Raw genomic sequence first — 22,873 nt, 5'->3', positions numbered from 1 at the left:
ACTTTTTTCCTCTCAGTGTTCTGCGGCTGCATCGCCCGCCTGCGCGCCGGGGCCAGCATCATCTCTGATCTCACCAGACCGTCCGAACTATCGGCGAACTCGTAGTGATGGGGCTTGAGTTCGCGAGACTGCGGCTTGGTAGAAAGTCCGTGTGTCAGAGCGTTGGCAGCTATCTCCGTCCGTTGGTTCCACGGGGGCACGGGCTCTTGAGTTCGCCGCAAATCACCCGACAGGCGGCTCGGCATTGTTGACGGCAACGATCAGATACGGATCGATTTGCACCCAGAAGGCGCCTCCGTCCCGTTGGACTGCTCCATCGAACGCCATTCCGCGCAGACGCTCCCAGGCCACTTGCACGTCGGCGATGGCTACACGAAGTTGGACACGCGGAACGCCCGTGGCCCGTTCCCTGGTATGCGCTTGTCTAATGACGAGATTCTCGTAGGAGACCCAGTCGCTGCCGCGGCGGGGTGCACTCAACCCCAGAGCCGTGAGCGCTTCGGTCACGCGGCTGATGTCCGTGACGGGCAGGTAGGCGCCCTGGAGCCGGGCCTCGGTCGGAAGGCGGCTCGCTCGTTGCCCGGCGGTCGGTGCTGCCTCACTGCGAGGAACTTCGTGGACGCTTTCCACTTCCGCCCGCTGGACCTTGCGGATGAGGAAGAGGTTCTGGCCGTCCGCGGTGGCCAGATGGGTGCGTTGCGCCGTCCAGTTGCCGGACGTCATGGGGCCTCGGGCGACGATGCGGGCCTGGCGGCGGTCTGGGAGCAGGAGACTGGCTCGGGTGTCGGCCCTGTCGAGCTCCTCTAGGAACCGCGAGCGAGCTTGGTCAGCCTCGTCGCGGGAGGGCAGGACGAGTGTCGTGGAGACGGGACAGAGCAGGTTCTCGGCCAGCCTGATGATCAGGGCACTATCCTGAACGGTCCGGCCGAATGAGCCGAGCCATTCCTGGCCCAGACCTGCGCCGAGCAGACTGGCGGTCATGGATGCCAAGGTGTCCGTGTCCGCGCCTTCCTGGCGCGCTGGGATACCGATGCCACGCTCAGGGCCGGCGGCGGACCGGGCCGCGAGGTAGATGGCGGCCACCGCGCACAGGGTTCCCGAACCACGCGTCTTCGTCCGGGTGAGGCCATGTTCCTCCAGAAAGGCGGAGGGAGCACTTAGCGCGCCACTGTCCAGTGAGGACCGTGCGCTGGTGAGAAGATCCTCCACCTCCTGCACGGTGTCGTCCCAGGCCCGCTCATAGCCGCCGGGCAACGCCTTGGCTGCGGCATCGAGCCAGTGTCGGTCCAGGCTCTGCCACACCGGTTCCCGCCAGTCTTTCAGACCGTCCAGCGCGGCCTCGATGAGCCAGCCGTAGGCCAGCGGTGCGGGTTGTCGCAAACTGATCCATAGAGCGTACGCATGCACCAGGGCGCCCAGGAGAGCACGCGGGTGTCCGTGTGTCGTCACCGCGTCGCGGATTACGTCGGCTGCTAGGTCGCCAAAGGAACCTTCGTGGTGAACGATGACGTGCGGCGCAATGCGCATGGCCGCGCCGTTGGCCCCGGCGCTAAAGTACTTCTCCTGGTCATCGGCCCTCTTACCCCAGGCCGATTCATGCTTCTCCCAGGCACGGCAGGCGCGTTTGACGCTGGCCCCGGCGCCACGTTCGTAGTCGAGGAGGAAAGGCCACTCAACTCGTTGCAGCCAGGTGAGCCAGTCGTCTCCCGCTGTGAGGCGAGCACGGGCCACGGCGATGAGCATCTGGGTGTCGTCGCTGTACTCGCCTGGTCCGATGTCCTCGAGGATCGGGCGGAATCGGCTGCTGGCCATCCGCTGCCAGGCGAAGAATCGACCCGAGACCTGACTGAGTGGCGGAAGTGAGCGTGTCCGGTCCCGCCGCTCGTAGGGCCAGCCCATGGCGTCCCCGACGGCTGCTCCTAGGAGCATGCCGCAGGCTCTGTCGATCCATGGGTGAAGCTCAGCGTTCACGTGTTCACTCTGCCAGAGTTGTTCGGGGGATGTACGGGCTCTCCGGTGGCCGATTGCCGGAGCGCACCGAGCGGCTCAGGGCGTACTTGTCGAAGAGCACAGGAGCGACAACCAGAGGTGGCAGCAAAACCGCCATGCCGAACTGGGCATGTCTGAAGTACTCCAGCTCCGCCTGCTTCTCGTCCCGGACGATGACAGAGTGTACGGCGGACAGTGGGATGGTTCCGGGTATCTGTATCTCCGCCTGGTCGTCCGTGGGCCACCAGGACGGGTGCCCATGTTCTCGCCGCAAAGTCACCTTGCCGGTCACCGTGGGCGCGAACATGGCGTTGAAGCCGTCGGCACCCAGCCGGGCGCCGGCGCTCCTGTCTCGTGCGGAGTTGTAGGGACAGAACCGGGCGCCGGAAGTGGCGAGCAGGTCGACGTCCAGCGTGAGAACCACCCAGTCCTGAAAATGGCGGTCCCTGCTCGCTGCCTGAGCCAGGTACCAGGTGTTCGGATACTCCACGCTCAGGAAGGTGAACTCCAGTGCGCCGTCCAGACGCTGAGTATCGGCAGGCCGGAAGGCGTCGGCAGCCGTCTGCAGGGTGGCCACGGGACGTATCTGCCGGGTGTCGAGGATGTGGGACAGGTTGGCCGACTTGGTGAGATGACACAGACGGGTGATACCGCGGGCCCGGGCCTGCTCAAGGACGTCACTCACAAGCTCACCCGCACGTACAAGTCAGACATCTCCTGCGGCAGCAGATCGGTCAACTTGCTTGAGTGCAGCATGATGAGGTCTGTACGAGCCCGGGTGATGGCCACGTACAACTGCCGGGCCTCGCGTGCCTTGGCCTCGTCGAGGCCATGCGCCTCCACCTCACTTGCTTTCGGCAGCTCGTCCGCATCACAGAATGGGAGGATCACCGAGTCGAATTCGAAGCCCTTCGCCGCAGAGTAAGTCCCGTAAAACACCCCCGGCTCGTCCGTCCACCGCGCAAGCTCACGGTGCAGGCGGTGAACCGGGACACGACCTCCGTCGAGGAGCGACCTGAGTTTGTCCTCGTGGTCTCGGGTGCGCATAAGAATGGCGACCTGACGGTCCGCGCCCAGCGCCAGGGCGTTGCTCGCCGCCTGAACGAGCTGTTCTTCCTTGCCTGCAGCCTCCAGGATGGTGGGTTTCGGGCCGTCGGCCGCCGCACCGGTCGGCTGGACCAGATCGACGTCGTCCTTGAAATGCGGCATATCCGACAGGGACTGGGCGAGTTGGGCGACCTGACGGCTGTTGCGATAGTTGTGGGCGAACTCCACGACATTTGACACATGAAGGCCCAGGGAGCGCCAGGACATCCGGCTTCCGTAGATCTGCTGCGCGTAATCTCCGAAGAAAGTCAGTGATCCGTCGCCGGGAATGGCCGCCGCCAGGCTTCGAATCATCTCAGGTGTAAAATCCTGGCCCTCATCGACGACGACATGCCGGTAAAGCCGGTTGGTGGGATCAACCTTCAGGGCGGCCAGGACGGTTGACGCCATGTTGTCGAAGTCGTACTCGTACCCGGCTTCGGTACGCAACTGCACGTACCGTTGGCAGATTTCGAAGACGACTTCGCGGTCGAGCTGCTGAAGGGGCCTGCCCCGGCCAACCCGACGGGCGCGGCCTTCCACATACGTCTGCTGGTCGACTATGCCGTGCCCGACCATCCAATGCAGCTCATCTAAGAAGAAATCGAGCGGGCGGTGAATAACGGCCCGGGAGGGGTGGCGCTCACGAGCCTCCCCCAGCGCCCGCTCAACCATTTGCTTCTTGGACTTGCATATGCGCACCGGCGCCTTAGTGCGATGCGCGAGATAGCCGCGCGCGAAGGTGTGGTAGGTCTCGATCTGCAGGTTCGGAGACGCGGTGCTCATACCCCTGAGATAGGTAACGAGAGCCTTGTTAAAGGTGACCAACAGCGTGCGGCCTCCGATACCCGGGGCCGTGGCGAGATAATGAGCCCGATGGACCGCCATCGTCGTCTTGCCGCTGCCCGCCGTGCCCAGAACGACGCAGTGACCGCGTTCGTTCAGGAAGACGACGTCCCGCTGGTGACCCTTCGGGTCAGGTAACGAAAGCCCCATCGCGCCATTATGACGCGTCCATGGTCACTTGGTACAGATGATGCACGGTCTGGTCTCCTCAACTTGCTCTCCACCTACCTACGAACCGCAGGGCCCCTCCGCTGTAGCCTGTGCTGTCGGCGTCAGGCCGCTTGCCCCGGGGTGCATAGCGTCGCCCCAGCGCTCGAACGGCTACTGGGGCCGTGAACTATATCGTCGCGAGCCACACCGCGGCACCGTGCCCGCCTAGCCAGCCGATCACCGCCGGGGGCACATCCGGGGCACACGAGCCTGGGAAACGGCGTTGATCTGTGAGAACTACCGAGAGGAGTTTTCCCAGGTCAACGCACATTCCCTTGCGAAACCCAGGTCAGCGCCCTCCCGCCCCCATTCGCTGCACGAGCGGCAGGACCCGCCGCCTCGCGGCCTTGCGGATCGCCCGGCTCACCCCGATCGCCCGGATCGCCCGGAGCACCCGGAGCGCCCGGAGCGCCGGAGCCCGCGGCGCACCGGGCGCGGCCGTTCGCGGAGGGCGTCGTACGCAACCGGGCGGTCTCGCCGCCGGCTCCCGCGGGATCAGGCGGCGGCCGGCGGCTCCGCTGCGGGGAGGCGGACGGGCGCGGGCCGGGGCCGCATACCCTGCACCCCGACGCGTCACAACGTGAGACGGGACACAGAACCGCCAGGTAACACGGGGTTCACATACGAGCAATGACCGGGAAACGGCCTGTTGGCAGGCTGCCCGGCAGTTCGAGCGGCGCCCTGGTGCCGCAGCGCCGCGGCGCCCGTACCGGTGCGCCCGACACACCCCCGAAGGATGTTGCCCCGTGACCTTCAAGGCTGAGTACATCTGGATCGACGGCACCGCGCCGACGGCCAAGCTCCGTTCGAAGACGAAGATCATCACGGGTGCCCCGGCCGGTCTCGACGCGCTGCCGATCTGGGGCTTCGACGGCTCCTCCACCAACCAGGCCGAGGGCCACGCCTCGGACCGCGTGCTCAAGCCGGTCTTCACCTGCCCGGACCCGATCCGCGGCGGCGACGACATCCTGGTGCTGTGCGAGGTCCTCGACACCGACATGACCCCGCACCGCTCCAACACGCGTGCCGCGCTGGCCGAGGTCGCCGAGCGGTTCGCCGCGCAGGAGTCGATCTTCGGCATCGAGCAGGAGTACACCTTCTTCGACGGCTCCCGCCCGCTCGGCTTCCCCGAGAACGGCTTCCCCGCCCCGCAGGGCGGCTACTACTGCGGCGTCGGCGCCGACGAGATCTTCGGCCGCGAGATCGTCGAGGCCCACCTCGACAACTGCCTGAAGGCCGGCCTCGGCCTCTCCGGCATCAACGCCGAGGTCATGCCGGGCCAGTGGGAGTTCCAGGTCGGCCCGCTCGCCCCGCTGGAGGTCTCCGACCAGCTGTGGGTGGCCCGCTGGCTGCTGTACCGCACCGCCGAGGACTTCGGCGTCACCGCGACCCTGGAGCCCAAGCCGGTCAAGGGCGACTGGAACGGCGCGGGCGCGCACACCAACTTCTCCACCAAGGCGATGCGCGAGGGCTACGACGCGATCATCACCGCGTGCGAGTCCCTCGGCGAGGGCTCCAAGCCGCTCGACCACGTCAAGAACTACGGCGCCGGCATCGACGAGCGCCTGACGGGTCTGCACGAGACCGCCCCCTGGGACAAGTTCACCTACGGCGTCTCCGACCGCGGCGCCTCGGTCCGCATCCCGTGGCAGGTCGAGAAGGACGGCAAGGGCTACATCGAGGACCGCCGCCCGAACGCCAACGTCGACCCGTACGTGGTGACCCGCCTCCTGGTGGACACCTGCTGCTCCGCGCTGGAGAAGGCCGGCCAGGTCTGATCCCGATCCGCACCCGAAGGGCGCCCGCCATCACGGCGGGCGCCCTTCGCGCGTCCCGCGCCCCCTCCGCTGTCCGAGGAGTGAGACGGCAATCCGGACATGACTGGGCCGCCATAAGCCACTGACCAGGGCCTAAAGCCGGGATTCGGGGTGCGCGCCACGTCAATTTCACGCCAAGGAGGCGTCCGAGCAGTGAGAGGACTCTCCTGCCCGCCGCACGCCTCTGCTTCAATGGGCTCATGGCCGGCTACCAGAAGATCATCGCGACGGGTCGCCACGACCTCGAGCCGTTCTGGCCTTCCCGTCAGCACCACGACTTCGACCGTGTGTGTCGCCGCGCGAAGAACGCGCGGGCCCTCTAAAGCCGTACCCCGGCCTTCGGCCAGCGCGAAACGACGTACGTCCTCGACGTGCCCGACCACGAATCGTGGCCGTCGTCCCGCCCGACGAACTCCTCGCGCGAAAGAGCTGACCTCTCATGGCGACCTCTCGTCCTCTTGGCTCCACCTCCTCCACGTCCACCCTCACCGCCCCCAACCGGCACCGGCTGCGCGCCGTCGACCGCGACGAGGTCGTGGACGTCGCGGACTTCCTGCCGCCGGGCGCCACCTGGCTGCCCGCCCCGCAGCACACCCTGCCCAACCTGCCGGGCCAGCCGCCGATGATCGGCTACCTGGTGCTGGTCCCGGCCGACCAGAGGCCCCCGTTCCTGCCCGTCGCGGTACCGGACGAGCCGGAGCCCGCCGCGCACCCCGGCACCGAGCCGCTGGTGCGGATCGACCCCGTACAGCGCACCGCCAGCGTCGACGGCGTCGAACTCGACCTCACCTACCTGGAGTTCGAGCTGCTCGCCCATCTGGTGGCGCACCCGCACCGGGTGCACACCCGCGACCAGCTGGTCACCACGGTGTGGGGCTACGGCCATGTGGGCGACGGCCGCACCGTCGACGTGCACATCGCCCGGCTGCGCCGCAAGCTGGGCGCCCAGCACCGCCAGGCGATCCAGACGGTGCGCCGGGTCGGCTACAAGTACACCCCGCCGACCGGCCGCTGACCGTTCTGCCCTCGGCAGACCCCGTGGCCGCACGGTCCCCTGAGCGGGCACGATCACCGGCATGAGACTTCTCGTGCTGGGCGGTACGGAGTTCGTGGGGCGGGCCGTCGTGGAGGCGGCACTCGGGCGCGGCTGGGAGGTGACCGTCTTCCATCGCGGACGGCACCGGGCCCCGGCCGGGGTGCGGTCGCTGCACGGCGACCGCACCGCACCCGGCGGTCTGGCCGCGCTCGCGGCGGACGGCGGCGACTGGGACGCCGTGGTGGACACCTGGTCGGCCGCCCCGCGTGCCGTGCACGAGGCGGCCCTGCTGCTGCGCGGCCGGGCCGGGCGGTACGCGTACATCTCCAGCCGGTCGGTGTACGCCTGGCCCTGGCCGCGCGGCGGCGCGGAGGACGCCGCCCTGGTCGAGGGCGCCCCCGACGCCGGGGCGACGGACTACGCGCGGGACAAGCGCGGCGGCGAACTCGCCGTCCTGGACGCCTTCGGAGCGGCGGACTCGCTGCTGGTGCGGGCCGGGCTGATCCTCGGCCCGTACGAGAACGTCGGCCGGCTGCCCTGGTGGCTGACCCGGATCGCCCGCGGCGGCCCGGTCCTGGCCCCCGGACCGCGCGAACTGCCCCTGCAGTACGTCGATGTGCGCGACCTCGCCGACTGGCTGCTGGGCGCGGTGCGGCGCGGCCTGAGCGGGCCGTACAACCTGGTGGGCCCGCCCGGCCACGCCACCATGGGCGAGCTGCTCCAGGCGTGCCTGCGGGCCACCGGCTCGGACGCCGAGCTGCGCTGGACCGACCCGGACGTGATCCTGGACGCCGGGATCGAGCCGTGGACCGAGCTGCCGGTGTGGGTGCCGCCGGGCGGCGAGCTGGACGACGCCGTGCACCACGGGGACGTGTCGCGGGCGCTGGCGACGGGGCTGGTGTGCCGGCCGGTCGCGGAGACCGTCGCGGACACCTGGCGGTGGCTGACGCGGACCGGCGGCACCGCGCCCCGGCGGCCGGACCGCACCGGCAAGGGCCTGGCCCCCGAGGTGGAGGCGGAGGTGCTGGCCAGGGCCGGGGGTGTAGCCGGCACCACCCCCAAGGAGGGGGCTTCGGACGACTGACCCGGGCGCGGTGCGTCGGCCAGACTTGCGGCATGAACACCGACACGAAGCGAGACGGCTTCCGCGTCCAGGCCAGGGAGGCCCTGCTGGCCGCCGTGCAGGGCCTGGTGCTGGCCCTCGTGGTGCTGCCCCTGAGCATCGCGTTTCTCGTACTGACCCTCCTCTCCGTCGTGCTCGTCCCGGTCGGCATCGGCCTCGTCACCACCCCGGCGGTGCTGACCGGCGTACGGGCCCTTGCGGACGCCCGCAGGAAGCTCGCGGCCGAGTGGTGCGGGATCCGGATCCCGGCGGCCTACCAGCCGCCGCCCGAGGGCGCCAACCCCTGGACGCGTACGGTCGCCCTGCTCCGGGACCCGCAGGTGCGGCGGGACATGGTCTGGCTGCCGGTGGACATGACCGCGGGCTTCGTCACCGCGGTCCTGCCGGCGGTGGTGGTGTTCTTCCCGCTGGAGGGGTTCCTGCTGGCGGCCGGGCTGTGGCGGGCCTATGTGCACGGGCCCGACGACGTCTACTGGTACGCCTTCGTGCCGGTGACCGGGCAGGTCAGCGCCCTCGGCGCGGCCGTGCTCGGCGCCGCGGTCCTCGCCGGCGGCTGGCGCTTCGCCCCCCGCCTGCTCACCACGCACTTCCAGCTCGTCGGGGCCGTGCTCGGCGGCGACGCCGAACTGGCCGAGCGGGTAAGGGTACTGACCGAGACCCGGCGCGACGCCGTGGACACCTCCGCCGCCGAGCTGCGCCGCATCGAACGGGACCTGCACGACGGCGCCCAGGCCCGGCTGGTCGCCATGGGCATGGATCTCGGCACCATCGAGATGCTGGTCGAACGGGACCCGGCGCAGGCGAAGAAGCTGATCGCGCAGGCCCGCCGGAACTCCGCCGAGGCCCTGGACGAACTGCGCGACCTGGTGCGCGGCATCCACCCCCCGGTTCTCGCCGAACGCGGGCTCGGCGACGCCGTACGGGCGCTGGCCCTGCGGCTGCCCCCGGTCACGGAGGTGGCGGTGGAGCTGCCGGGACGCGCCGCCGCGCCCGTCGAGTCGGCCGCCTATTTCGCGGTGAGCGAGGTGCTCGCCAACGCCGTCAAGCACTCCGGCGCCGACCGGATCTGGGTGGATCTGCACCACAGCGACGAGCGGCTGCGGATCACCGTCACCGACAACGGCGGGGGCGGCGCGGTGATCGGGGCGGGCTCGGGGCTCGCCGGGATCGAGCGCCGGCTCGGTACATTCGACGGTGTCCTGGCCGTCAGCAGCCCCGCCGGCGGTCCCACCATGGTGACCATGGAGATCCCGTGCGCGTTGTCCTAGCCGAAGACCTCTTCCTGCTGCGCGACGGCCTGGTGCGGATGCTGGAGGCCCACGGCTTCGAGATCGCGGCGGCCGTGGAGTCGGGACCCGAGCTGAGCCGGGCGCTGGCCGAACTGTCGCCGGACGTCGCGGTGGTCGACGTGCGCCTGCCGCCGACGCACACCGACGAGGGCCTGCAGTGCGCGCTCGCCGCCCGGCGGGCCCGGCCCGGGCTGCCGGTGCTGGTCCTCTCCCAGCATGTGGAGCAGCTGTACGCGCGCGAGCTGCTGGCCGACGGCGACGGCGGCATCGGCTATCTGCTGAAGGACCGGGTGTTCGACGCGGAGCAGTTCGTGGAAGCGGTCCGCCGGGTTGCGGCGGGCGGTACGGCGATGGACCCGCAGGTGATCCAGCAGCTGCTGTCCCGGCGGTCGCCCGGCGGCCGGCCGCTCGACCAGCTCACCCCGCGCGAGCGGGAGGTGCTGGAGCTGATGGCGCAGGGCCGGTCCAACGGGGGCATCGCGGCGCAGCTCGTGGTGACGGAACGGGCGATTGCCAAGCACACCTCCAACATCTTCGCCAAACTGGGCCTTGAGGTGTCGGACGATGACAACCGGCGCGTCCTGGCGGTGCTCGCCCATCTCGACCGCGATCGCTGATCTCTGCGAACACGCTCTGCTCAGGCGGCTGTTGAGGGCCTTGTGGCCCCCTGTTCCGCCGATGAATTCCCGAGACCGCTGAACACCTCCGAGGCGGCGTCCGTATGGATGGGCGCCGCTTCACTCCTGTCGGGCGCCTCGATGCTGCCCCGCAAGGAAGTCAGAGGAGTTCCATGGGACGCAACACACGAAAACGCCGTACGCCGCTGGCCACCAAGGCCATAGCCGCATCGGCGGCCCTAGCGCTCGGTGGGGGCGGGCTGATCTGGGCGAACTTCTACGCCTCGGCGCACGAGTCGAACAACCAGACGTGGGGAGGCAACCAGACGAAGGCCGCGACGGCACAGGTCGCGACCCTCTCCTGCCCGGACGTCGGCCAGAAGCTGACGAACGTGCCGACCCGGGCCCGTACCGACGTCGCCGGCGAACTGGCCAACCTGGACCGCCAGATCACCGACGCCTACCAGCGGCTGGCGACCACGCGGGACGCGCAGGCCAGGGACGCGAGCTTCGTGCAGAACTCCATCCTGCAGCCGCTCAACGAACGGCGGAAGGTGATCCTGGACCGGATCAGGCTGGAGATCACCCGGGTCGGCGGTGCCGCGCCCACCGACCTGGACACGCTCGCCACCTGTACCGCGCAGTCCGCCAACCAGACGAACGCCGGCGGGCAGCAGCAGGGCACCGACGGCGGGCAACAGCAAGGCGGCCAGCAGCAGGGCGGCCAGCAGCAGGGCGGGCAGCAGAACAACGGCGGCCAGCAGCAGGGCGGGCAGCAGCAGGGCAACAACGGCCAGCAGCAGCAGAACATCGGCGGGCAGGCCGGGAACGGCCCGGTGGCGGCCGACTTCGTCGACATCACCAAGGTCCGGCCGAACGTCCCGGGCAAGCCGCGCGCCGGCCGCAACGCGTCGACCGGCACGTTCACCACGCGCTGCGGTGTGAACGCCAACAAGAACCACAACACCGACAACGTCATCGTGGCGCCCGGCGTGGCCAACGGCGCGCACCACCTGCACGACTACGTCGGCAACCAGAAGGTCAACGCGTTCTCCAGCAACCAGACGTTCCTGCAGGCCGGCACCAGCTGCCAGAACCGCAGCGACCTGTCGTCGTACTACTGGCCGGTGGTCCGCGTCCAGGACGGTTCGCAGGACTTCGACCAGAACGCGGACGGCGGCGGCAAGGAAGGCAACGTCGGCAAGATCCTGGTCCCGGCGCAGGCCCAGATCAAGTACGTGGGCAGCCCGCGGAGCAAGGTCGCCGCGATGCCGCAGTTCCTGCGGATCATCACCGGTGACGCCAAGACCACCACCAACGGTCTGGCCAACGCCAACGCGCACTGGAGCTGCACGGGCTTCGAGAACAAGGTCCAGCTGACCACGCAGTACCCGATCTGCCCGCAGGGCAGCAAGGTGGTGCGCACGTTCGCCTTCCAGAGCTGCTGGGACGGCCAGAACATCGACAGCGCCAACCACCGCACGCACGTCGCGTTCGCCGACGCGGGCGGCAACTGCCAGAACGGCTTCAAGGCGATTCCGCAGCTGACGATGCGCCTGGTGTACAACATCACCCCGCCGAGCGTGCAGAACGGCCAGGTGAAGAACGCCTACGCGGTGGACGGCTTCCCGGAGCAGCTGCACAAGGCGGCCACGGACCACGACGACTTCATCAGCGTCACGAAGAACGGTCTGGCCAACAAGATCGCCAACTGCGTCAACCGCGGGCAGAACTGCTCGTGACCGACGCGTCGGCCGCATGACAGAAGGCCGGTGACGGGACCCCCTCCCGTCACCGGCCTTCGCCGTACGCCCCGCCCGCCGCGCCCGTCAGCCGCGCGGGCGAGCGCCTCAGCCGCTGTGCGCGTGATGGTCGGCGCCGTCCTCCAGATCGCCGCCGAGCGTGCCGCGCAGCGCCTTGACCACGCCGTCGTCGCCGACGGCGACCCACTTGCGGCCGACCAGGTAGTGGCCGCCGTAGTCCTTCGCGTCGTTGATCCACTCGCGCTGGCCGCGGTCGGTGGCGAAGGTGGCGAGGATGAACTTGCCGTCGCCGTTGCGGCAGAGGGCCTGGCGGATCTCGTCGGCGTCGGTCTGCATGTTCGGCGCGCACTTCACCTCGGCGGCCAGCCGTTCCAGGCTGCCGGTCGCGGTCGGCGGCACCGCGTCGCTCTCCCCGCCCGAGCCGCAGCCCGCCAGCGTCAGTACGGCGGCGGAGCCGAGCAGCAGCCTTGTCAACCTCATCTGTTCCTCCGGTCCTGGTGGGCCAAGCATGCCCCAGCCCCTTCGGATACGGCTCCCGCGCCCGGTCCGCTCAACGTCCCGCGCGGTGACCAAGCCCGGACTCGCTCGTTCTCCCGGACGTGCAGTCACAGGATGTAGCCCAGCGCCACGCAGCCTCCTCCACCGCAGGCACCGGCCCGGTCGACGTCGAGCAGGCCGAGGCCGCGCTCGTCGAGCACTACCCCCGGCTGGTCCGGCTCGCCTATCTCGTGCTGCCACCGGGCCTCGGCCGCAGCCGGCGGGTGCTGACCGCGCACTCGCTCGTCCAGCGCGCCCTGCCCCGCGGGCGCGGGCGTCCGCCCGTGCTCCCGACGCGCGCCGCGGACCGGGAGAGCGACCCCGGGTACGCGTGTCTGCGCGAGCGGGTGCTGCACAGGGCCCTGGAGGCGGCCCGCCCCCGCAAGGGACTGCCCCGCCTCTCCCAGCTCCCGCCGGCGCTCCCCCAGGTGTGGGGCCTGCGGCTGTTCCCGCGCTCCGGCGGCGCCGACGAACTCGCCCTCGACCAGCGGCTGTCCGCCCTGTCGGGCCCGGCACGCGCCGCCTATGTCCTGCGCTGCCTCGAAGAGCTGGACGACCGGGACGTCCACGAGCTGCTGGAGGCCGCCGGGGTGGCCGACCCGGGCGGCGCGCTGGCCGCTGCGGACAGCGTGCCCGCCGAGCCGGGGCTGCTCTCCCGCGCCGAGTTCGACCCGTGCTCGCTGCAGGCCCGGCCCACCGATCTGATGCGGCGCCGCCAGCACACCAAGGCCGTCCTCGCCGCCGCGGCGGCGCTCGCGGTGTGCGGCGCGCTGGTCGCCCTGCCGGGCGGCGGCTGGGGCCCCGACGGCGCCGCCGCGCCCCCGTACGCCGGGAACCCGGCCGCCGAGGCCGCGCTCGACCCCGGCCGGCTGACCCGGCTCTCCCCCGCCGCCTGGCGCACCTCGGCCCGCACCGGCTTCTCGGCGTGGCCGGCGCGCGGTGCGCTCACCGGCGACACGGCGCTGCTGCGCCGCGCCCTCGCCGTCTGGGCCCGCCCGGGGTCCGCGGTCCGGGTCTCGGCGACCCCGGGCACCCAGACCGGCGGCCCCGCCGGCCCGCCCCAGCTGCTGTACGCGGGCGAGGTCGACACCGCCCGCGTGGTGCTCCTGTACGACGGTCTGCGCGTCGTCCGCTATGCCGAGCCGAGGGACGGCACCCGGGGCGCGGCCCTCGACCTCGCCCGGGTCGACGGCGCGACGCAGGACGCGGCGAGCGCGCTGGTGCTGGGGCGTTCCGACGGCAACGTCCGCTATCTGATGGCCCCCTGGGTGACGAAGGCGGCCCAGCGGGACCTCAGGAAGCCGGACGCGGCGGCGACGCCGCTGCCCCTCGCCGACGGGGTCACCGCGCCGCTGGCGAGCCCCGCCGCGCAGCCCGGCGCCTGCTCCTCGTGGACCGTGCTGGAGCTGACCGACGCCTCCGGCACCCGGCTCGCCACCGATCTCGGCGAGCTGGTCCCGGCCCGGCTCACGGCGGGCCGGCCCGGCGGCAGCACGGCGGCGTCCGGCGCGCAGGTGCTGCGCGGCTGGGCGCCGTTCGCCTGCTCCCTGGCGGTCGAGCGCTCGGCGGGCGTGCGGAGCGTCAACGCCTGGTCCTACGCCGAGCAGCCGCTGCCCGACGGCAGCGGGTCGGGTGCCTGGGTGTGCACCCGGGCGGAGACCTGGCGCGGCGACGGGACGGCCGCACTGGCCCAGTTCCGCACGCCGGGCGGGACGGCCGGGGCGGTCGTCGCCAAGGGCACGGACACGCTCGCCTGCGGGCCGCGTGATCCTCAGGTGCTGGCCGGGGTGCTGTGGAAGTCGGCGGCCGGGCACTGGTATCTGCTGGCGGCGGGCAGCGAGGGGACCGCGTCGATCCGGGCGACCGGCGGGGTGACCGCCTCCGGGCAGGGGCCGCTGCTGGCGGTCAAGGCCGAGCAGGGCGTACGGGCCGGTCTGCAGGGCACCCTGGCGGACGGGCGGAAGATCAGCGGGCTCCACTAGCCGCTGTTGACAACGGTGTAAACAAGGTACGCCGGAGGGGTTTCCAGACGCCCTACCCATCAGTACATTGACGCCATGTCTAACACGCAGCCTCGGCCGGTGGAGTCCGAGCGCATCGCGCTCAAGGCCCGCAACGTGTCCTTCTCGTGGGAGGACACACCGCTGCACTGGGTGCCCGGCGACCCGTTCTGCACGCACACCATCAATGTCCTGCACCTGCTGCTGCCCGCGGGTGAGCGGTGGTTCGTGCACGTGTACAAGCAGGTGCTGCCGCTGGTCCGGGACGAGCGGCTGCGGGCGGACGTCGTCGGGTTCATCGGGCAGGAGGCCATGCACTCCCAGGCCCACGACGAGGTGCTGCCGCACCTGCGCGAGCAGGGCCTCGACCCGACGCCGTACACGGCCCAGGTCGACTGGTTCTTCGAGAAGCTGCTCGGCGACCGCACGCTGCCGCCGGGCCGGGCCCGCCGCTGGTGGCTGCTGGAGCGGGTCGCGCTGATCGCGGCGATCGAGCACTACACGGCCTTCCTCGGCGACTGGGTGCTCAACGCCGCCGAGCTGGACCGGCGCGGCGCCGACCCGACCATGCTGGACCTGCTGCGCTGGCACGGCGCCGAGGAGGTCGAGCACCGCTCCGTGGCCTTCGACCTGTTCCAGCACGTCGACGGCGGCTACCGGCGCCGGGTCCGCACCTGGGCGACGGCGTTCTCTGCGCTGGTGTTCCTGTGGCAGCGCGGGATCCGCTTCTTCATGGAGAACGACCCGACCCTCGTCGAGCGCAAGACGTCCCTCAAGGACTTCTACGTGCGCGGCCGGCAGGGCACCCTGCCCGCCACCGGGGACATGCTGAAGTCCATCCCGCGCTATCTCAGCCGGGCCTACCACCCCTCCCACGAGTGCTCCACCGCCCAGGCCGTGGCCTATCTGGCCGCCTCCCCCGCGGCGCTCGCCGCCGAGCAGCGGGGGGCCGCGTGATGCCGAGGCCGCTGACCGTCGCGCTCGTCGCGGGCGCCGCCCTGCTCACCCGGCGGGCCCTGCGCCGCCGCGTCCAGGACTCCCCGCTGTGGCCGCTGCCCGCCCTCGACCCGCCGGTCTCCGGCCGGCCGCGCTCCCGCGCCCTGCGGCTGCTGCTCACCGCCCACGAGGAGATCGCCGACGGGGTCGTACGGCTCCGGCTGGAAGGGACCGGTCTGCCGCACTGGGAGCCGGGCGCGCACCTCGACCTGGTGCTGCCGTCGGGACGCGTGCGGCAGTACTCCCTGTGCGGGGACCCCGGGGACGGCTCCTCGTACACGGTCGCCACGCGGCTCGCGGCGGACGGCCGGGGCGGCTCCCGCGAGGTGCACGAGCAGCTCACCGAGGGCATGGAGCTGGAGGTGCGCGGCCCCCGGAACCGCTTCCCGCTGGTCGGCGCGGAGTCGTACGTCTTCGTCGCGGGCGGCATCGGCATCACCCCCGTCCTGCCGATGCTGCGGGCGCTGCCGGACGGCGCCGAGTGGCGGCTGCTGTACGCCGGGCGGACGCGGGCGTCGATGCCGTTCCTGGAGGAGCTGCGCGAACTCGCCGGGGACCGGATGACGGTCGTCGCCGAGGACACGGACGGCCGGCCCGACCTCGCGGCCCTTTTCGCCGGGACACCCGGGGGCACGGCCGTGTACTGCTGCGGTCCCGAGGGGCTGATGGCCGCGGTGGAGGAGGCGCTGCCCGAGGGCACCGCCCTGCACCTGGAGCGGTTCGCGCCACGCACCACCGCCGGCGGGGACACCGAGTTCGAGCTGGAACTGCGGCGCAGCGGCCGGACCCTGACGGTTCCGGCCGGGTCGACGGTCCTGGCCGCCGTGCGCCGGGAGCTGCCGGACACCCTCTACTCCTGTGAGCAGGGCTTCTGCGGCACCTGCCAACAGCGGGTCCTGGAAGGGGAGATCGAGCACCGGGACGAGCTGCTGACCGACGAGGAGCGGCACGATTCGATGCTGATCTGCGTCTCCCGGGCGCGAAGCGATCGCCTGGTGCTCGACATGTGAACACGTGCGGCCGAATCCGATCGGTAAGGTGTTCGCATGAGTACCGGGGTTCGCCGCAGGATGGGTGTGGAGGAGCGTCGGCAGCAGCTGATCGGTGTGGCCCTCGATCTGTTCAGCCGACGCTCGCCCGACGAGGTCTCCATCGACGAGATAGCCGTCGCCGCGGGCATCTCACGCCCGCTCGTCTACCACTACTTCCCCGGCAAACTCAGTCTGTACGAGGCCGCGCTGAAGCGTGCCTCGGAGGATCTGGCGGGCCGCTTCGCCGAGGCGCACGAGGGCTCCCTGGGGGCCAGGCTGCTGCGCGTGATGCGCCGCTACTTCGACTTCGTGGACGATCACGGCCCCGGCTTCTCGGCCCTGATGCGCGGCGGCCCGGCCGTCGGCTCCTCCACGACGAACGCGCTCATCGACTCCGTACGGCAGGCCGCGTACGAGCAGATCCTGTCGCATCTGGGCGTCGGCGAGGCGTCCGCGCGCCTCGAACTGGTCGTCCGCTCCTGGATCTCGCTCGCCGAGTCGACGGCGCTGATCTGGCTGGACGGCCGGCGCATCCCCCGCGAGGAGCTGGAGCTCCAGCTCGTGCACGACTTCGCCGCGCTGGCCGCCGTCAGCGCCGCCTACGACGCGGACATGGCCGACCTGCTGCGCACGATGGTCAAGGACGAGCCGGCCGACGGCCCCTTCGCGGAGCTCGCCGGCCGGCTGATCTCCCTGGCTTCCTAGACCCTCTCGAACTTCCGGTACGACGGGTCGAGGTCGCGGACCTCGGCGGAGGCGTGCAGGGTCACGCCGTCCTCCGGTGCCACATACGTCCCGAGCAGCTCCAGCACGGCCTCCGTGAGTCTCGCCTTGGTCTCCTCGGCGCGTCCGGCGAGGAGGCCGATGGTCACGTGCACGATGGCGTGCTCGTCGTCCTCCGGGTCCTCGTACCCGAACTGGCAGGCGTCGATGTACCGGAACAGCGTCTTGCAGGCCTCGGGCTTCGCCGCGGCGATCTCCACGGTCGCCTCGTGCAGCGCCCGTGCGAAGCCGTCCTGGTCGAAGGCGTCGTCCGACGGGTGGTAGCAGTCGACGGTGATCTGCGGCATGGGCACTCCTGTTCTACGGCAACGGCCCGACTCTACTTCGCGGCCCGCGTGAACACCGCCACCGTCCGTGACGGCACGGTGAACGTTCCGGAGCCGGTCGCGTAGGAGGACGTCTTCACCACCTCGTCCGCGCCCGCCGCCTGCACCGGGTGCAGCCGGTACGGCGTCCCGGCGAGGGCGCCGATCCGCTGTTCCTGCCGCTGCGGGGTGGCGTTGAAGACCACGACCAGGCCACCGAGGCGCATGGTGATCACGCCGGGCGTCTCGTCCGTGCCGGACAGCGGGAAGGACAGCCGGTCCTGGACCTGTGCGGCCGTGCCGAGCGAGAAGCCCTTCTCGGTCGTCCTGATCCGCAGCAGGTCCTGGTAGGCGGCCGAGGCCCCGGTGATCTGCGGGCAGCCGACCCTGACCGAGCCCAGCAGCGGCTTGGCGTACTCCCACTTGGACCGGTTGTCGGCCGCCATCGGCAGCCCCCGTCCGAAGCCGTTGCCGTCGGCGCAGTCCCAGTGGATGGCGTTGAACCAGTCGCCGCTGTCGAAGGAGTTGCGGTCGAGGGACTTGGAGCGCAGCAGGTCGGTGCCCGCCTGGGAGAGGGCCGGGCCCTGCGAGAGGGCGGCCGTGGCCATCGCGAGGACCTGCATGCGGGCCCGGTCCGCGGCGCTCGTCCCGGTGGGCAGCTTGTAGGTCAGCGCGTCGAACAGGGACTCGTTGTCGTGCGCGTCCACGTAGGCGAGGGCGTCGCCCGGCGCGTCCGCGTAGCCGGCGGGCGAGCCGTTGTAGTCGACCTCCGCGCCCTTGACCTCCTTGCCGTCGGTGCCGGTGAAGGTGAACGACTTCAGGTTGCCGGTCAGGCCGACCTTGATCAGGTCCTGGTAGTGCAGGAGGCGGGCCTTCTGCTCGGCCGGGGTGCCGTTGGCCTCGGAGGAGTTGGGGTCGGTGTACAGGCCCGAGGCGAAGCCCTGGACGCCGGGGTCCTCGTCGAAGGGGCCGCCGCCGCGCACCGCGTCACGGGCCCGGTCGGAGAAGGTGGCGATGCCGGTGCCTGCCATGTTCTGCTGCGTGGCCTGCACGAACCGGGCGTCGTCGGCGACCTCGCCGAAGTTCCAGCCCTCGCCGTACAGGATGATCTTCTTGCCGTCGACGCCGTCCTTCTGCGGTGTCAGCGCGTCGAGGGCCTTCCTGACCGCCAGGATGTTGGCCTTCGGGTGGTGGCCCATGAGGTCGAAGCGGAATCCGTCGACCTTGTACTCCCTGGCCCAGGTGACGATCGAGTCCACGACCAGCTTGCCCATCATCGCGTTCTCCGGCGCGGTGTTCGCGCAGCAGGTGCTGTTCGCGACCGAGCCGTCGGCGAGCAGCCGCTGGTAGTAGCCGGGCACGATCCGGTCCAGCACGGAGGTGTCCGCCTGGCCGCTCGCCGCGGTGTGGTTGTAGACGACGTCCATGACGACCCGCAGGCCGTCCTGGTTGAGCGCCTGGACCATCTCGCGGAACTGGACCGTGCGGGCCGTGCCGTCCGGGTCGGTGGCGTACGAGCCCTCGGGGACCGTGTAGTGGTACGGGTCGTAGCCCCAGTTGTAGGCGTCCTTCGCGGCGGTCTTCGCCACGCACTCCTGCTGCTGGTCGGAGTCGGCCGGGTAGGCGGCCAGATCGCAGCCGGGGCTCGCCTGGTCGGCCTTCCGCTCGGGGATCGTGGCGATGTCGAAGGCGGGCAGCAGGTGCACGTACGAGGTGCCGGACGCGGCCAGCCGCCGCAGGTGCTTCGAGCCGTCGCTGTCCTTGTCGGTGAAGGCCAGATAGCCGCCGGGGTGCTTCGAGGTGCGGTCGGCGACCGAGAAGTCCCGGATGTGCAGCTCCTGGATCCGGGCGTCCTTCAGGGGGACGGCCTTGGGCTTGCGCAGGCCCGTCCAGCCGCCGGGCGCGAGGGACTTGTCGTCCAGGTCGACGACGAGGCTGCGCGCGGAGTCCGCGGTGAGGGCGACCGAGTAGGGGTCGGTGACCTTGTTCGTCACGACCTTGCGGACGCTGGGGGCCCAGACCTTCACGACGTACCGGTAGGGCTTGTTCTTCCAGGAGGCCGGGCCGGTGACGGACCAGACGCCGGTGGTGGCGTCGCGGTGCATGGCCTTGAGGGAACCGTCCAGCTCCAGCGCGACGCTCCGCGCCGTCGGCGCCCACACGGCGAGGGTCGGCTTCCCGTCGCGGAACGTCGGTCCCAGCCGGGACTCGGCCGCGCCCGGGTACAGGTCGTCCAGCACGCCGGCGGTCTGCACGCCGGTCGCGGCGAGCACGGCCCCGTTCGCGGCCCGCTGCGAGGCGACGAGCTGCCCCGTGAGCGCCGACCGCACCCGGCCTTGGTCACGCGGGTCGACGGACCAGGCGGTGTAGTCCTTCAGATGCGGGAATTTCGCCTTCTGGGCGTCGCTGAGCGTGGTCTTCGTCAGCCGGATCCAGCGTTCGTCGTCGCTGGTCAGGGTGGCGTTCGCGACGGTGATCGAGCCGTCCCGGGAGGAGAGCAGCTGGGTGGAGGCGGCGTTGTCGACGCCGTTCCAGGCGACCGTGTCCCGGTCGATCCAGACCGCCTTGGAGGTGGTCAGGTCGAGGGCGGCGGCGCTGCCGGCGCGCTGCGGCAGCAGGTGCTCCTCCTGGCCGTTCAACAGCCACACCTCGTGGCCGTCGGCCCTGAGGTCCAGGGACCGGTCGGTGGGGAGGTCCTTCTCGTCGCCCTTGTGGACGATGTAGCTGAGGCTGGTGGCACCCTCGGTGAGGGGCACCTCGAAGACCGCGCCATAGGCGTCAGTCTTCACCGGCTCCAGCGGGTTCGACCAGTCGGTGGGGTGCGCGGCACCCGTCCAGACGTGCAGGCCCCAGCCGTCGTAGTTCCCGTCGGCGCGGTGGTAGTGGACGACCGCCTTGGACGTGTCCTGGGCGGGGTAGGCGGGCCGCTCGGTCAGTACGTCCGGCTTGCCCTGCTCGATCCAGACCTCACCCGTCCTGGTGACGTCGATGCTCCGGTCGGCGGAGACGTCCTTGTTGCCGTCCTTGTCGATGACCAGGAAGCCGACGTTCGAGGCGCCGGGCTTGAGTTTGACGTAGGCGAAGGCGCCGTACGCGTCGCGGCCGGTGAAGGGGTGGCTGTCCGGCCAGGTGGTCGACTCGCCGTCGGCCAGGTCGCCCCAGGCGTACAGGCCCCAGTCGGCGTAGTCGCCGTCGGCGCGCTGGTAGTGGACGACCGCGTAGTCCCGGGAGGAGGCCGTGGGGACCTCGGGCGCGGGCGGGGTGCCGGCGGTGCTGTCCGCCAGGGCGTGCGCGGTGCGCCCGGCGGAGTCGATCACGACCGCCTTGTAGCGCAGGGCGGTCCCGGGCGGTACGGCCTTGCCGATGGTCTGGGTGACCTTGTACGGGGCGTGGTCGGCGGAGCCGAGCACCCGCCACTTCCCGCTGCCCGCCTGGGCGGCGAAGACGACCCGGTTCAGCTGTCCGCCGTCGACGTCGGCGGTGATGTCCACGGTGCCGGTGGCTCCGGCGGCCGGCGCCTTCAGGGTGATCACGGGTTTGCCGGCCGGCTCGGCGAGGGGGCCGGCGGCCTTGAGGACCACGGCGGAGCCGGCCGGGACCGTGACGGTGACCCGGCGGCCGGCATCGGACCGCACCGTCTCGGAGGTCCCGTAGACGCCCCGGTACGACCTGCCGGCCGAGCCGGTGGCGAAGGTCGCCGACTTCTCGCCGCCGGCGTTGTTGAAGGCGACGACGTACTCGGCGCCCGTCTCCGGGTCCGTGCGGGTGAAGGCGTAGATCCCGGCGCCGTCGGCCGCGTACCGCTCGGTCTGCACCCCGTCGGTCAGGGCCGGGTTGGCCTTGCGGAGCCGGGAGAGGGCGGCGATGTCCCGGTACAGCGGGGCGCCCCGGTCGTAGGCGGCGCTCGCGTGGGTGCGGTCGGTGCCGATCTCGTCGTCGTCCAGGTAGTCGGCGACCTTGGAGGCGAACATGGTCTGGCGGGCGTCCTTGTCCCCGCCGGAGCCGGTGAAGCCCTGCTCGTCGCCGTAGTAGACGACCGGGTTGCCGCGGCTGAGGAACATCAGCTCGTTGGCGAGCTTGTCCTTCTTCAGGATCTCGGCGTCGGTGGCCTTCGGGTCGTCCTGCACGAGGAAGGAGCCGATGCGGCCCATGTCGTGGTTGCCGAGGAAGGTAACCTGCTCGTACGCGTTGGCCTTGTCGGTCGTGTACTTGTAGTCGTCACCGAAGACGCGCGCGAGGCGCTGGGCGCTGCCGCCCTGGGAGGCGTAGGCGCGGGCCGCGTCCTGGAAGGGGAAGTCGAGGGTGGCGTCGAGCCGGCCCCGGGTGACGTACGGGGAGGTGACCGAGGGGTCGGCGGAGTAGACCTCGCCGAACATGAAGAAGTCCTTCCGCCCGCGCTCGGCCGCGTACCTGTCCAGCGCGGTCGCCCACTGGCTCCAGAACTCCATGTCCACGTGCTTGACGGTGTCGATCCGGAAGCCGTCGACCGCGAAGTCCTTCACCCACCGCTGGTAGATCTTCTCCATGCCCCGTACGACCTCGGGACGCTCGGTCCACAGGTCGTCGAGGCCGGAGAAGTCGCCGTAGGTCGTGGACTCGCCGGCGTAGGTGGAGTCGCCGCGGTTGTGGTACATCGTCGGGTCGTTGAGCCAGGCCGGGACCTTGGCGCGGCTCGCGGCCTCGGGCGTGCGCGGGAAGGAGCCGGCGTCGACGGCCGGGAACGTCCTGCCGCCGTCGGCGTAGTCGGCGTCGTCGAAGGGCCGGCCGTCCTCGGTCAGGTACGGGAAGGCGCCCTTGGACAGGTAGTCGTAGGACTTCTCCTTGTAGTCCACGACGTCGGCGGTGTGGTTGGTGATGACGTCGAAGAAGACCTTCATGCCCTTGGCGTGCGCCGCGGAGATGAGGGCCTTGAGGTCCTCGTTGGTGCCGAAGTGCGGGTCGACCTGGGTGAAGTCGGTGATCCAGTAGCCGTGGTAGCCGGCCGAGGCGTTGGCGCCCGTGCCCTGCACCGGGCGGTTCTTGAAGATCGGGGCCAGCCAGATCGCGGTGGTGCCGAGGCCCTTGACGTAGTCCAGCTTCCGGGTGAGGCCCTTGAGGTCGCCGCCCTGGTAGAAGCCCTTGTCGGTGGGGTCGTAGCCGGTGCTGAGCCGGGAGCCGGTGAGTCCGCCGCGGTCGTTCGCGGTGTCCCCGTTGGCGAAGCGGTCCGGCATGACGAAGTAGAACTGCTCGCGGGTGTCGTCGTGCCGGGCGGGTACGGCGGCGAGCCGCGCGTCGGAGGGGGGTGCGGGCGGTGTGGCGGCCCGGGCCGCGCTCAGCGGCTGGAGCAGGGCGGCGGCGAGGGCGAGGGCCGTGACGGCCGCCGCCCTTCCGCGCTGCGGCGTACGGCGCGTGCGTGGCGCCGGCCATCCAGGTATCACAGGGGATGACTCCTTGGTCGCGACAATT

General features: G+C 70.9%; 17 protein-coding genes. 11 read left to right on the top strand and 6 right to left on the bottom strand.

Annotation, left to right across the window (positions count from 1 at the left end):
- Positions 1-222: 222 nt before the first annotated feature.
- Genes ACF073_RS14755 through ACF073_RS14745 form a run of 3 tightly spaced genes read right to left on the bottom strand, consistent with a single transcriptional unit; the run spans position 223 to position 4,071 of the window.
- A complete protein-coding gene (locus tag ACF073_RS14755; protein ID WP_392070007.1) occupies positions 223-1,929 on the bottom strand; it encodes an ADP-ribosylglycohydrolase family protein in 1,707 nt (568 codons plus the stop codon).
- Between the two features lie 46 nt (positions 1,930-1,975).
- Positions 1,976-2,674, bottom strand: coding sequence for a DarT ssDNA thymidine ADP-ribosyltransferase family protein (locus tag ACF073_RS14750; RefSeq protein ID WP_392069833.1), 699 nt, complete (start codon positions 2,672-2,674; stop codon positions 1,976-1,978).
- Positions 2,671-4,071, bottom strand: a complete 1,401-nt coding sequence (locus ACF073_RS14745; RefSeq protein ID WP_392069831.1) for a UvrD-helicase domain-containing protein — start codon at positions 4,069-4,071, stop codon at positions 2,671-2,673. The genes ACF073_RS14750 and ACF073_RS14745 overlap by 4 nt, the downstream gene beginning before the upstream one ends.
- Before the next feature lie 806 nt (positions 4,072-4,877).
- Between ACF073_RS14745 and glnII the strand changes: the two genes are divergently transcribed.
- From glnII to ACF073_RS14710, 7 genes are all read left to right on the top strand, one after another.
- On the top strand, positions 4,878-5,909 hold the full coding sequence (gene glnII, locus ACF073_RS14740; protein WP_392069829.1) for a glutamine synthetase: 1,032 nt from the start codon (positions 4,878-4,880) through the stop codon (positions 5,907-5,909).
- Positions 5,910-6,148: 239 nt separating this feature from the next.
- Entirely contained in the window at positions 6,149-6,271 is a 123-nt protein-coding gene (locus ACF073_RS14735) for a hypothetical protein (protein ID WP_392069827.1), read from the top strand.
- Positions 6,272-6,387: 116 nt separating this feature from the next.
- Positions 6,388-6,963 carry a winged helix-turn-helix domain-containing protein gene (locus ACF073_RS14730; protein WP_392069825.1) on the top strand — a complete coding sequence of 192 codons (576 nt, stop codon included), beginning with the start codon at positions 6,388-6,390 and terminating at the stop codon, positions 6,961-6,963.
- 61 nt (positions 6,964-7,024) lie between these two features.
- The gene (locus ACF073_RS14725) at positions 7,025-8,068 is read left to right on the top strand and encodes an NAD-dependent epimerase/dehydratase family protein (RefSeq protein WP_392069823.1); all 1,044 of its coding nucleotides are present in this window, start codon (positions 7,025-7,027) and stop codon (positions 8,066-8,068) included.
- A 32-nt stretch (positions 8,069-8,100) separates the two neighbouring features.
- The gene (locus ACF073_RS14720; RefSeq protein WP_392069821.1) at positions 8,101-9,375 is read left to right on the top strand and encodes a sensor histidine kinase; all 1,275 of its coding nucleotides are present in this window, start codon (positions 8,101-8,103) and stop codon (positions 9,373-9,375) included.
- On the top strand, positions 9,360-10,013 hold the full coding sequence (locus ACF073_RS14715) for a LuxR C-terminal-related transcriptional regulator (protein ID WP_392069818.1): 654 nt from the start codon (positions 9,360-9,362) through the stop codon (positions 10,011-10,013). Before ACF073_RS14720 ends, ACF073_RS14715 begins: the two co-directional genes overlap by 16 nt.
- A gap of 173 nt (positions 10,014-10,186) precedes the next feature.
- Complete coding sequence (locus tag ACF073_RS14710; protein WP_392069816.1) at positions 10,187-11,755, top strand: DUF1996 domain-containing protein; 1,569 nt, start codon at positions 10,187-10,189, stop codon at positions 11,753-11,755.
- A gap of 108 nt (positions 11,756-11,863) precedes the next feature.
- On the opposite strand, the gene ACF073_RS14705 is transcribed toward ACF073_RS14710, so the two are convergent.
- Entirely contained in the window at positions 11,864-12,256 is a 393-nt protein-coding gene (locus tag ACF073_RS14705; RefSeq protein WP_392069814.1) for a hypothetical protein, read from the bottom strand.
- 119 nt (positions 12,257-12,375) lie between these two features.
- Here ACF073_RS14705 and ACF073_RS14700 point away from each other — a divergent pair, with 119 nt between their 5' ends.
- The 4 genes from ACF073_RS14700 to ACF073_RS14685 all read left to right on the top strand — a co-directional run bounded on the left by ACF073_RS14700 (position 12,376) and on the right by ACF073_RS14685 (position 17,045).
- Positions 12,376-14,295: a hypothetical protein gene (locus ACF073_RS14700; protein ID WP_392069813.1), complete on the top strand. Its 1,920-nt coding sequence runs from the start codon at positions 12,376-12,378 to the stop codon at positions 14,293-14,295.
- A gap of 75 nt (positions 14,296-14,370) precedes the next feature.
- Positions 14,371-15,270 (top strand): metal-dependent hydrolase, encoded by a 900-nt coding sequence (locus ACF073_RS14695; RefSeq protein WP_392069811.1) that lies wholly within the window; start codon positions 14,371-14,373, stop codon positions 15,268-15,270.
- A complete protein-coding gene (locus tag ACF073_RS14690) occupies positions 15,270-16,319 on the top strand; it encodes a PDR/VanB family oxidoreductase (RefSeq protein ID WP_392069809.1) in 1,050 nt (349 codons plus the stop codon). Before ACF073_RS14695 ends, ACF073_RS14690 begins: the two co-directional genes overlap by 1 nt.
- A 36-nt stretch (positions 16,320-16,355) precedes the next feature.
- On the top strand, positions 16,356-17,045 hold the full coding sequence (locus tag ACF073_RS14685; protein WP_392069807.1) for a TetR/AcrR family transcriptional regulator: 690 nt from the start codon (positions 16,356-16,358) through the stop codon (positions 17,043-17,045).
- Here the strand turns inward: ACF073_RS14685 and ACF073_RS14680 are convergent.
- Complete coding sequence (locus ACF073_RS14680) at positions 17,042-17,410, bottom strand: 5-carboxymethyl-2-hydroxymuconate Delta-isomerase (protein ID WP_392069804.1); 369 nt, start codon at positions 17,408-17,410, stop codon at positions 17,042-17,044. The two genes, ACF073_RS14685 and ACF073_RS14680, sit on opposite strands and share 4 nt — an antisense overlap.
- A 32-nt stretch (positions 17,411-17,442) precedes the next feature.
- Positions 17,443-22,845 (bottom strand): pullulanase-type alpha-1,6-glucosidase, encoded by a 5,403-nt coding sequence (pulA, locus tag ACF073_RS14675; protein ID WP_392069802.1) that lies wholly within the window; start codon positions 22,843-22,845, stop codon positions 17,443-17,445.
- Between the last annotated feature and the right edge of the window lie 28 nt (positions 22,846-22,873).

The sequence above is a fragment of the Streptomyces sp. NPDC015171 genome, assembly GCF_043079545.1.
In the GTDB taxonomy this organism is placed as follows: domain Bacteria; phylum Actinomycetota; class Actinomycetes; order Streptomycetales; family Streptomycetaceae; genus Streptomyces.
This window is presented reverse-complemented; position numbering and strand designations above follow the sequence as displayed.